At 53.5% G+C, this 11,373-nt stretch carries 10 protein-coding genes; 6 read left to right on the top strand and 4 right to left on the bottom strand.

Features of this window, described 5'->3' with window-relative positions:
- Nucleotides 1-183: 183 nt before the first annotated feature.
- From clpX to bolA, 4 genes are all read right to left on the bottom strand, one after another.
- The gene (gene clpX / locus CWM53_RS21465; protein WP_061155552.1) at nt 184-1,458 is read right to left on the bottom strand and encodes an ATP-dependent protease ATP-binding subunit ClpX; all 1,275 of its coding nucleotides are present in this window, start codon (nt 1,456-1,458) and stop codon (nt 184-186) included.
- Between the two features lie 250 nt (nt 1,459-1,708).
- The gene (gene clpP, locus CWM53_RS21460; protein ID WP_002891804.1) at nt 1,709-2,332 is read right to left on the bottom strand and encodes an ATP-dependent Clp endopeptidase proteolytic subunit ClpP; all 624 of its coding nucleotides are present in this window, start codon (nt 2,330-2,332) and stop codon (nt 1,709-1,711) included.
- Between the two features lie 310 nt (nt 2,333-2,642).
- Nucleotides 2,643-3,941 carry a trigger factor gene (gene tig, locus CWM53_RS21455; protein WP_061155553.1) on the bottom strand — a complete coding sequence of 433 codons (1,299 nt, stop codon included), beginning with the start codon at nt 3,939-3,941 and terminating at the stop codon, nt 2,643-2,645.
- 345 nt (nt 3,942-4,286) lie between these two features.
- The gene (bolA, locus tag CWM53_RS21440) at nt 4,287-4,604 is read right to left on the bottom strand and encodes a transcriptional regulator BolA (protein WP_002891649.1); all 318 of its coding nucleotides are present in this window, start codon (nt 4,602-4,604) and stop codon (nt 4,287-4,289) included.
- Nucleotides 4,605-4,906: 302 nt separating this feature from the next.
- Between bolA and CWM53_RS21435 the strand changes: the two genes are divergently transcribed.
- The 6 genes from CWM53_RS21435 to CWM53_RS21410 all read left to right on the top strand — a co-directional run bounded on the left by CWM53_RS21435 (nt 4,907) and on the right by CWM53_RS21410 (nt 11,369).
- On the top strand, nt 4,907-5,485 hold the full coding sequence (locus tag CWM53_RS21435; RefSeq protein WP_061155554.1) for a lipoprotein: 579 nt from the start codon (nt 4,907-4,909) through the stop codon (nt 5,483-5,485).
- A 43-nt stretch (nt 5,486-5,528) separates the two neighbouring features.
- Nucleotides 5,529-7,004, top strand: coding sequence for a muropeptide MFS transporter AmpG (gene ampG / locus CWM53_RS21430; RefSeq protein WP_100729387.1), 1,476 nt, complete (start codon nt 5,529-5,531; stop codon nt 7,002-7,004).
- Between the two features lie 479 nt (nt 7,005-7,483).
- Nucleotides 7,484-8,428, top strand: a complete 945-nt coding sequence (gene cyoA, locus CWM53_RS21425) for a cytochrome o ubiquinol oxidase subunit II (protein ID WP_074386735.1) — start codon at nt 7,484-7,486, stop codon at nt 8,426-8,428.
- 19 nt (nt 8,429-8,447) lie between these two features.
- Nucleotides 8,448-10,439 (top strand): cytochrome o ubiquinol oxidase subunit I, encoded by a 1,992-nt coding sequence (gene cyoB, locus CWM53_RS21420; RefSeq protein WP_061155557.1) that lies wholly within the window; start codon nt 8,448-8,450, stop codon nt 10,437-10,439.
- Nucleotides 10,429-11,040, top strand: coding sequence for a cytochrome o ubiquinol oxidase subunit III (locus tag CWM53_RS21415; RefSeq protein WP_074386736.1), 612 nt, complete (start codon nt 10,429-10,431; stop codon nt 11,038-11,040). The genes cyoB and CWM53_RS21415 overlap by 11 nt, the downstream gene beginning before the upstream one ends.
- The gene (locus CWM53_RS21410; protein WP_032732610.1) at nt 11,040-11,369 is read left to right on the top strand and encodes a cytochrome o ubiquinol oxidase subunit IV; all 330 of its coding nucleotides are present in this window, start codon (nt 11,040-11,042) and stop codon (nt 11,367-11,369) included. The genes CWM53_RS21415 and CWM53_RS21410 overlap by 1 nt, the downstream gene beginning before the upstream one ends.
- Nucleotides 11,370-11,373: the final 4 nt, after the last annotated feature.

Here is an 11,373-nt window from a genome sequence, read left to right as displayed (position 1 = left end):
AGAGCTCTCTCTTAGTTTAAAGTCCGCCAGGTAGCCGACGACGCCATACTCCACTGCATCGTCGTTAATATGTAATCCAGTATATGGGGATGTATTCCACACATTCAACGGCGGGAATGCAGGAAAAATAAAAGGGGAGATAAAATCCCCCCTTTTTGTTAACTGCTTGAGTGAAATGGTTAATTATTCACCAGATGCCTGCTGAGCTTCCGGTTTACCGTAGATCAGCAGCGGTTTGCTCTGACCCTCGATAACCGACTCATCAATGACCACTTTTTCGACATCATCCATCGAAGGCAGGTCATACATGGTATCCAGCAGCGCCGCTTCCACAATCGAGCGCAGGCCACGGGCACCGGTTTTACGCGCCATCGCTTTCTTGGCGATAGCATCCAGCGCTTCGTCGCGGAATTCAAGTTCTGCGCCCTCAAGGCTAAACAACGCCTGATACTGCTTGGTCAGGGCGTTTTTCGGCTCTTTCAGGATCTGGATCAGCGCTTCTTCGCTCAGCTCATTCAGCGTCGCCACCACCGGCAGACGACCGATGAATTCAGGGATCAGACCAAATTTGATCAGATCTTCCGGTTCAACCTGAGACAGCAGCTCACCTTCGCTGGCTTTGTCGGACTTCGCTTTTACCGTCGCGCCAAAACCAATGCCAGAGCCGGTTTCAACACGGTGGGAAATCACTTTGTCCAGGCCGGCGAACGCGCCGCCGCAGATGAAGAGGATCTTGGAGGTATCAACCTGCAAGAACTCCTGCTGCGGATGTTTACGTCCGCCCTGCGGTGGAACGGCGGCGACGGTGCCTTCGATAAGCTTCAGCAGCGCCTGCTGTACGCCCTCGCCGGAGACGTCGCGGGTAATCGACGGGTTATCGGATTTACGCGAAATTTTGTCGATTTCGTCGATATAGACGATGCCGCGCTGCGCTTTCTGCACGTCGTAGTCGCACTTCTGCAGCAGTTTCTGAATGATATTTTCGACGTCCTCACCCACATAACCCGCTTCGGTCAGGGTGGTGGCGTCTGCCATGGTAAACGGCACATCCAGCAGGCGCGCCAGCGTTTCCGCCAGCAGCGTTTTACCGGAACCGGTCGGCCCGATCAGCAGAATGTTACTTTTACCCAGCTCTACGCCATTGCTGGTATCGCCATTGCGCAGACGTTTGTAGTGGTTGTATACCGCGACCGCCAACACTTTCTTCGCCTGTTCCTGACCGATGACGTAGTCATCAAGGTGGTGGCGAATCTCGTGCGGCGTCGGCAACGCGCTGCGCTCGCGGTGCGGCGCAACTTCTTTAATCTCTTCGCGAATGATGTCGTTACATAAATCAACGCATTCGTCGCAGATATACACGGATGGCCCGGCGATCAGCTTACGCACTTCATGCTGGCTTTTGCCGCAAAAAGAGCAATACAACAATTTGCCCGATCCATCTTTGCGTTTATCTGTCATGAGTCCAAACCTCTTTTTAAGTTCTTTGTGCCGCACACGACGACGCAAATGCCATTCTCAGGCGCAAGCCGCCATATAGCGTTGTGCCGCCCTTCATTAGTATATACACAAAATCCTTCGCGCTACATCGAGGCGCTGGCAAAGCAACCGGCCGCAAGCCTGACCGGCAAGCGTCCGGAAAAATGCCAACCACTCACGAAAACGTGGCGAGAAGAATGAAGCGTAAAGCGGCACCCTTGCGCCTCGGGCATCAATTACGATGGGTCAAAATAGAGTCGACCAGCCCATACTCCACGGCTTCCGCAGCAGAGAGGAAGCGGTCACGCTCGGTGTCACGCTCAATCTGCTCAAGAGACTGGCCGGTATGATGTGCCATCAGCTCATTCATGCGCCCTTTCACCTTCAGGATTTCGCGGGCGTGGATCTCAATATCCGTCGCCTGTCCCTGATAGCCGCCCAGCGGCTGGTGGATCATCACGCGGGAATTAGGCAGGCAGAAGCGCTTGCCTTTCGCCCCGGCGGTCAGCAGGAACGCCCCCATGGAAGCGGCCTGGCCCATACAGATGGTGCTGACGTCCGGCTTGATGAACTGCATGGTGTCATAAATCGACATCCCGGCGGTGATCACCCCGCCCGGAGAGTTAATGTACAGGTAAATGTCTTTTTCCGGGTTTTCCGCTTCCAGAAACAGCATCTGCGCCACGATCAGGTTTGCCATGTGGTCTTCGACCTGGCCGGTCAGAAAAATGACGCGTTCCTTAAGCAGACGGGAGTAGATATCAAAAGAACGTTCACCGCGTGAGGTCTGTTCAATGACCATCGGCACCAGGGCCATATGGGGTGCAAAGTTGTCTCGTTCGCCACTGTATGACATTTCCGTCTCCTGGAGTAATTTTTAAAATACCTGCTGCACTGATTGTAACCTTACGGACGGATTATCAGCCACAGTTTCTATCCGCTGAACGCGTCACCGCCTCTTCAACACGCGTGCGATTGCGGATGCAGTTGCCTCCCCCGGTAATGGGGATGGTGTTGCCATATTTCAAGCATAACAAGCTTTTGCTGTAACGCTATCATGGTAAATGCGTTTTAGCACCGTGCCTGAGGCTATCATTATCCTAAAAAAAAACCCGCCGCCTTTCGGCAACGGGTTTTTGCTCGAACCTTAAACAATCGCGGCGAAATTACGCCTGCTGGTTCATCAGTTCGTTGAAGGAAGTGGCTTTTTCAGACACTTTGGCTTTCGCCAGCACGGCTTCAACAGCCTGCTCTTCCAGCGCCACGTTGCGCATGTTGTCCATCAGCTCTTTGTTCTTGCTGTAGAATTCAACGACTTCTGACGGATCTTCGTACGCAGAAGCCATCTCTTCGATCAGGCCTTTCACGCGCTCTTCGTCAGCTTTCAGCTCGTTGGTGCGAATCACTTCGCCCAGCAGCAGACCGACAACGACGCGGCGTTTAGCTTGCTCTTCGAACAGCTCGCGCGGCAGTTCCAGAGCCTGTTTCTCGTTGCCACCGAAACGCTGAGCAGCCTGGCGACGCAGCACGTCGATTTCGCTGTCGATCAGGGCAGCCGGAACGTCGATCTCGTTAGCTTTAACCAGACCTTCAATTGCCTGAGACTTCACGCGGTTACGTACAGCGCCTTTCAGCTCGCGTTCCATGTTTTTACGCACTTCAGCGCGCAGGCCAGCGACAGAACCATCTTCCACGCCGAAACGTTTGATGAATTCTTCGGTCAGCTCAGGCAGTTCACGCTCTTCAACTTTTTTCAGGTTGATAACGAACTTAGCCGCTTTACCTTTCAGGTTTTCTGCGTGGTACTCTTCCGGGAAAGTCACGTCGATGGTGAACTCTTCACCCGCTTTGTGACCTTTGATACCGTCTTCGAAGCCCGGGATCATGCGACCCTGGCCCATCGCCAGTACGAAGTCAGAGGCTTTACCGCCTTCGAACTCTTCACCGTCTACGGAACCGGTGAAATCGATGGTTACGCGATCTTCAGCGTCAACAGCGCCGTCTTTGTCTTTCCAGGTCGCCTGCTGCTTGCGCAGGGTTTCCAGCATGGTGTCCACGTCAGCGTCGGTCACGTCAACAACCGGTTTTTCAACTTCGATCGCGTCCAGACCCTGCAGCTCAACTTCCGGATACACTTCGAACTCTACCGCGTAGGTGAAGTCTTCGCCCAGTTTGTATTCGCCCGGAACGTAGTTCGGCGCACCAGCCGGATTGATTTTCTCTTTGATGATCGCGTCAACGAAATGACGGCTCATCAGGTCGCCCAGCACGTCCTGGCGAACGGATGCGCCATAACGCTGAGCAACAACATTCATCGGCACTTTGCCTTTACGGAAGCCGTCAATGCGAACTTTTTTCGCTACGTTGACCAGCTCGCTTTTGACAGCATTCTCGATGCTGTCAGCGGCGATAGTAATCGTTACACGGCGCCCAAGGCCCTGAGTGGTTTCAACTGAAACTTGCATCTTGTTACCTCAAAAAAATCACAGTGCTCGGTCAACTCTGGAAGCGCGTGTAGGTGGCTTCGCAGAACCGGGATGCCCTCTTCAAATCAGAAACACATTCCCTGTCGTCAGAATCATCCCGAAGACATTCATATATAAGACGCGGCATTATAGCGGCATCACTTTTGTGAGTCGAGAACGGTTGTCGCCCACTGCTGCGGCATTTTTCACATTTCCCGCTCAAATTTGTCCGCAAAAGCGCTCACTTTGCGCATTTTCCAGGCAAAACAAAACGGCCCGTAGGCCGTTTTTGCTAAATCTGCAAGCAACATACTGGAAAAGCGCCAGCGGTTGCAAATGGGATTTCTAGGCGATACTCCCCGCACCGCGGCAAGGCGGCGAGGCGAAAACCGTATCTTGTAGAGCTTCCCACTCTTTAATCGTGTAGGTGTGCAGCGCCAGGGCATGCACCGTATTCGACAGCTCCTCAGTTAGCGTGCCGTAGATCATACGGTGGCGATTGAGGAAACGCTCGCCAGTGAAGCGATCGCTCACTAACACCACTTTAAAATGACTTTCAGAGCCCGCTGGGACGTTGTGACGATAACTTTCATCCACGACTTCGAGATACATCGGGTCGAACGCTGCTCTAAGTTTTGCTTCGATCTGTTCACGTATCATCATGAATTTTCTCCTCCGACAACGCTGAGATGCCGCCACTCCCTATAAATGTTAGCCGCTTTTACCGCTTCCATTAGGAGAAAACAACAAAAAATTAGCATTGTTCTGATATTTTCATTCAAAAGTATCACGTTTACTGGCTCTGGTCGCCAGAACTGCCGGGGAAAGAGCGATTAACCGTGGCGGGACGCTCAGAAAACCGCCAGGGCGATGGATTTACACGCGTTGCCACTTCCCCTTGCCGTTGGCAATGCTATGATGGCGGTAATTTTCCTTATAACAACACCATGCGTTGAGACCTGAACATGCTTAAGAAGATCCTTTTCCCGTTGGTCGCCATGTTTATGCTGGCAGGATGCGCCACGCCGCCGACCACCATTGAAGTATCGCCGAAAATCACGCTGCCGCAGCAGGATCCGAGCCTGATGGGCGTGACCGTCAGCATCAACGGCGCTGACCAGCGTCCGGACCAGGCGCTGGCAAAAGTCACGCGCGACAATCAGCAGGTCACCCTCACCGCCTCCCGCGATCTGCGCTTCCTGCTGCAGGAAGTGCTGGAGAAACAGATGACCGCACGCGGTTATATGATTGGCCCGAACGGCGCGGTTGATCTGCAAATTATCGTCAACAAACTCTACGCTGATGTCTCCCAGGGTAATGTGCGTTACAACATCGCCACGAAAGCGGATATCGCCATCATTGCCACCGCGGCAAACGGCACGAAGATGACCAAAAACTACCGCGCCAGCTACTCCATTGAAGGCGCTTTCCAGGCCTCGAACAAGAACATCGCTGATGCCGTTAACAGCGTCCTGACCGATACCATCGCCGATATGGCGCAGGACACCAGCATCCACGATTTCATCAAGCAAAACGCGCGTTAATGCCACCACGAACCCGGCCTCAGCCGGGTTCGTGCTTTATGCTATGTCCAGTCATTACTTACGCATTTTTCAACAGCCGAAATCAGCAATTTTGCTGATCCTCGGTTTCGCCTCAGGCCTGCCGCTGGCCCTCACCTCCGGTACCCTGCAGGCCTGGATGACGGTGGAAAATATCGATCTGAAAACGATCGGTTTTTTCTCACTCGTCGGCCAGGCCTATGTCTTTAAATTTCTCTGGTCCCCGCTGATGGACCGCTATACGCCGCCGTTTCTTGGGCGTCGTCGCGGTTGGCTGCTGACTACCCAGGTCCTGCTCCTGCTGGCCATTGCGGCGATGGGATTTCTTGAGCCCGTCTCCCAGCTCCGCTGGATGGCGGCGCTGGCGGTGGTGATCGCCTTCTGCTCGGCATCACAGGATATCGTGTTCGATGCCTGGAAAACCGACGTTCTGCCGGCGGAAGAACGCGGTACCGGCGCCGCGATCAGCGTGCTGGGCTATCGCCTCGGGATGCTGGTGTCCGGTGGTCTGGCTCTGTGGCTTGCCGACCGCTATCTCGGCTGGCAGGGGATGTACTGGCTGATGGCGGCGCTGCTGGTGCCCTGTATCATCGCCACACTGCTGGCACCCGAGCCGAGCGACGTTATCCCGGTTCCCAGGTCGCTGGAGCAGGCGGTCGCCGAACCGCTGCGCGATTTTTTCGGTCGCAATAACGCCTGGCTTATTCTGCTGCTCATCGCCCTTTATAAGCTTGGCGATGCGTTTGCCATGAGCCTGACCACGACCTTCCTCATCCGCGGCGTTGGCTTTGATGCCGGAGAAGTCGGGATGGTGAACAAAACTTTGGGCCTGTTTGCCACCATTCTCGGCGCCCTGTACGGCGGGGTCCTGATGCAGCGGCTGACACTGTTTCGGGCGCTGCTGATCTTCGGTGTGCTGCAGGGGGTCTCCAACGCCGGCTACTGGCTGCTGTCGATTACCGATAAGCACCTCTATTCCATGGCAACCGCCGTGTTCTTTGAAAACCTGTGCGGGGGAATGGGGACAGCGGCGTTTGTCGCGCTGCTGATGACGCTGTGCAATAAATCATTCTCCGCCACCCAGTTCGCGCTGCTCTCTGCGCTGTCTGCGGTCGGCCGCGTGTACGTTGGGCCAATCGCCGGCTGGTTTGTCGAGGCCCACGGCTGGTCGACGTTCTATCTCTTCTCGGTCGTCGCGGCGGTGCCGGGGATCGCGCTACTGCTGCTGTGCCGGCAAACGCTTGAGCATACCCAACGTACGGCAAGCTTTATGCCGCGAAGCGAATACCCGCAGGCCTATGCGCTGGCGCTGGGGATCCTGGCACTGGGCTGCCTGCTGCTGACGGTATGGCTGGCTTTGCTTATCATGAACGCCCTGGATTACACCGCCTTCTCATTCCTGTCCGGTCTGCTGGAGGTTGCCGCGCTGACTGCCGTTGGCGGTATTTTGTTCGGCGGTCTGCTCGACTACCTGGCACTGCGTAAAACTCGCCTGATTTAAGGACGCTGCATCATTATTAGCCGTTGTAATTACGAAACGTAATTATAACGGCTTATTAACGCTTTTATATTGTCCGCCGCGCTATTTGTTGTTTTGTGCGTTTTTGATTTCTGGAAATTATTGACAGTTTTCATTCGATTCTTTAAATAATTTAACCGATTCAGCTACAGCGATTTTATTTTAGGTTTTCACAATGTCTTTTATTTGATAATTAAATGTTAAACAATTGTTCTAATTTATGGGTGGTTATGCCCATTCGCCGCTAAGTACTCCTTTTCTTATCCCTTTCGTTATCAATCCCATGAAATTCAGGCTTTGCAAGCGATTACGTAACACTACGTAACATATGTGACAAACCAAGCAGAAGCCGCTAACACAGAACTGACAGAGATCCAATCATGTTTACAGTAATGCAACCTTACCGTAAAATGCCCGTACACTTTAAACGCCACCAGATCCCGTGGAATTGAGGTCGTTCAATGAGACTCAGGAAATACAATAAAAGTTTGGGATGGATGTCATTAATCGCAAGTACTGTATTACTCAGTGGTTGTGATTCTGCACTCCTTGACCCAAAAGGACAGATTGGACTGGAGCAACGCTCTTTGATTCTGACGGCTTTCGGCCTGATGATGATTGTCGTTATTCCCGCCGTCTTGATGGCAGTAGGATTTGCCTGGAAGTATCGCGAGAGCAATAAAGATGCGAAGTATAGCCCGAACTGGTCACACTCCAACAAAGTGGAAGCTGTGGTCTGGACGGTACCTATTCTGATCATCCTGTTCCTGGCCGTTCTGACCTGGAAAACCACTCACGCACTGGAGCCAAGCAAACCGCTTGCCCATGACGAGAAACCAATCACCATCGAAGTCGTTTCGATGGACTGGAAATGGTTCTTTATCTATCCGGAACAGGGTATTGCTACCGTTAACGAAATCGCCTTCCCGGCGAACGTACCGGTACACTTCAAAGTGACCTCTAATTCGGTGATGAACTCGTTCTTTATTCCGCGCTTAGGTAGCCAGATTTACGCAATGGCCGGGATGCAGACTCAGCTGCACCTCATTGCTGACGAAGCTGGTACTTATGACGGTATCTCCGCTAGCTACAGTGGCCCGGGCTTCTCAGGTATGAAGTTCAAAGCGATTGCTACCCCGGATCGTGCAACCTTCGATCAGTGGGTTGAAAAAGCCAAACAGTCGCCGAACTCCATGGACTCCATGGCCGCGTTCGATAAAGTGGCTGTGCCTAGCGAATACAACAAAGTGGAATACTTCTCTAACGTGAAGCCGGATCTGTTCAAAGATGTTGTGAACAAATTCATGTCTCACGAGAGCATGAACATGTCCAAACCTGAAGGCGAGCACGCTGCTCACGACGGGATGGAAGGCATGGACATGAGCCACGCGGAAACCGCTCACTAAGGGGCCGAGGAAGAAAACGATGTTCGGAAAACTTACACTGGATGCAGTGCCCTACCACGAACCCATTATCGTGGTTACGGTGGCTGCGATTATCATTGGGGGACTGGCGCTTCTGGCTGCCATCACTTACTTCGGTAAGTGGTCCTACCTGTGGAACGAGTGGCTGACTTCTGTCGACCACAAACGTCTCGGTATCATGTACGTTATCGTGGCAATCGTCATGCTACTGCGTGGCTTTGCTGATGCCGTGATGATGCGTAGCCAGCAAGTGCTGGCCTCGGCCGGGGAAGCTGGCTTCCTGCCACCTCATCACTACGATCAGATCTTTACCGCCCACGGCGTTATCATGATCTTCTTCGTGGCGATGCCGTTCGTTATCGGTCTGATGAACCTGGTGGTTCCGCTTCAGCTCGGCGCGCGCGACGTGGCCTTCCCGTTCCTCAACAACCTGAGCTTCTGGTTCACCGTTGTTGGCGTGATTCTGGTTAACCTGTCTCTGGGCGTCGGTGAGTTCGCGCAGACTGGTTGGCTGGCCTATCCGCCGCTGTCGGGAATTGAATACAGTCCTGGCGTTGGGGTCGATTACTGGATTTGGGCGCTGCAGCTCTCCGGTATCGGTACTACCCTGACCGGTATTAACTTCTTTGTGACCATTATCAAGATGCGTGCCCCGGGCATGACCATGTTCAAGATGCCGGTATTCTCCTGGGCATCTCTGTGCGCCAACATCCTGATTATCGCCTCCTTCCCCATTCTGACCGTCACCATCGCGCTGCTGACCCTGGATCGTTACCTGGGCACCCATTTCTTTACCAACGATATGGGTGGCAACATGATGATGTACATCAACCTGATTTGGGCCTGGGGTCACCCGGAAGTGTACATCCTGGTTCTGCCAGTGTTCGGGGTCTTCTCCGAAATCGCGGCGACCTTCTCGCGTAAGCGTCTGTTTGGTTACACCTCGCTGGTGTGGGCAACCGTGTGTATTACCGTTCTGTCGTTCATCGTTTGGCTGCACCACTTCTTCACCATGGGTGCGGGTGCGAACGTTAACGCCTTCTTCGGTATTACCACCATGATTATCGCGATCCCGACCGGGGTTAAGATCTTCAACTGGCTGTTCACCATGTATCAGGGTCGCATCGTCTTCAACTCGGCGATGATGTGGACTATCGGCTTTATCGTGACCTTCTCCGTAGGTGGGATGACCGGCGTGCTGCTGGCGGTACCGGGTGCGGACTTCGTTCTGCACAACAGCCTGTTCCTGATCGCGCACTTCCATAACGTTATCATCGGCGGCGTGGTATTCGGTTGCTTCGCAGGTCTGACCTACTGGTGGCCGAAAGCCTTTGGCTTTACCCTGAACGAAACCTGGGGCAAACGCGCTTTCTGGTTCTGGATCATCGGCTTCTTCGTCGCATTTATGCCGCTGTACGTGCTGGGCTTCATGGGTATGACCCGTCGTCTGAGCCAGCAGATCGATCCGCAGTTCCACCCGATGCTGGTTGTTGCAGCCTGCGGTGCGGCGCTGATCGCTTGCGGTATCCTGTGCCAGCTGATTCAGTTCTACGTGTCTATTCGCGACCGCGAACAGAACCGTGACCTGACCGGTGACCCATGGGGTGGTCGTACGCTGGAGTGGGCAACCTCTTCTCCGCCGCCGTTCTACAACTTCGCTATCGTTCCTCAGGTTCACGAGCGTGACGCCTTCTGGGAAATGAAAGAGAAAGGTGAAGCGTACAAACAGCCTGCCCATTATGAAGAAATTCATATGCCGAAAAACAGCGGCGCCGGTATCGTCATTGCCGCCTTCGCCACGGTATTTGGTTTCGCCATGATCTGGCATATCTGGTGGCTGGCGATCGCAAGCTTCATCGGCATCGTAGCGACCTGGATTATTAAGAGCTTTGACGAGGACGTGGATTACTACGTACCGGTTGCAGAAGTCGAAAAACTGGAAAAACAGCATTTCGATGAGATTAACAAAGCAGGGCTGAAAAATGGCAACTGATACTCTTGCGCATACTGCCCACGCGCATGAACACGGGCACCATGATACAGGACCGATGAAGGTATTCGGTTTCTGGATCTACCTGATGAGCGACTGCATCATCTTCGCTACGCTGTTTGCTACCTATGCCGTTCTGGTGAACGGCACGGCCGGCGGACCGACGGGCAAAGATATTTTCGAACTGCCGTTCGTTCTGGTTGAAACCGCACTGCTGCTGTTCAGCTCCATCACCTACGGCATGGCGGCTATCGCCATGTACAAAAACAACAAGAGCCAGGTGGTTTCCTGGCTGGCGCTGACCTTCCTCTTCGGGGCAGGGTTCATCGCGATGGAACTCTATGAGTTCCATCACCTGATTGTTGAAGGTATGGGTCCGGATCGTAGCGGCTTCCTGTCAGCGTTCTTCGCGCTGGTCGGCACCCATGGTCTGCACGTGACCTCGGGTCTGATCTGGATGGCTGTGCTGATGTTCCAGGTTTCACGTCGTGGCCTGACCAGCACTAACCGCACGCGTATCCTGTGCCTGAGCCTGTTCTGGCACTTCCTGGACGTTGTGTGGATCTGCGTGTTCTCGGTTGTCTATCTGATGGGGGCGATGTAATGAGTCATTCTACCGATCATAGCGGCGCTTCTCACGGCAGCGTGAAGAGCTACATGACAGGATTTATCCTGTCCATCATCCTGACGGCCATTCCGTTCGCCATGGTGATGAGTGGCTCCGCCTCGCATGCGGTTATTCTTGGCACCATTCTGGTGACTGCTGTGGTGCAGATCGTGGTACACCTCGTGTACTTCCTGCATATGAACAGCAAGTCCGATGAAGGCTGGAACCTGACCGCATTTATCTTCACCGTAATCATCATTGCGATCGTGGTTGTTGGCTCCATCTGGATTATGTGGAACCTGAACTACAACATGATGATGCACTAAGAGC

It is taken from the genome of Klebsiella sp. A-Nf5 (assembly GCF_002810545.1).
In the GTDB taxonomy this organism is placed as follows: Bacteria; Pseudomonadota; Gammaproteobacteria; order Enterobacterales; family Enterobacteriaceae; genus Klebsiella; species Klebsiella variicola.
The sequence above is the reverse complement of the archived record's forward strand: the minus strand, read 5'-3'. Positions and strand labels throughout refer to the sequence as shown.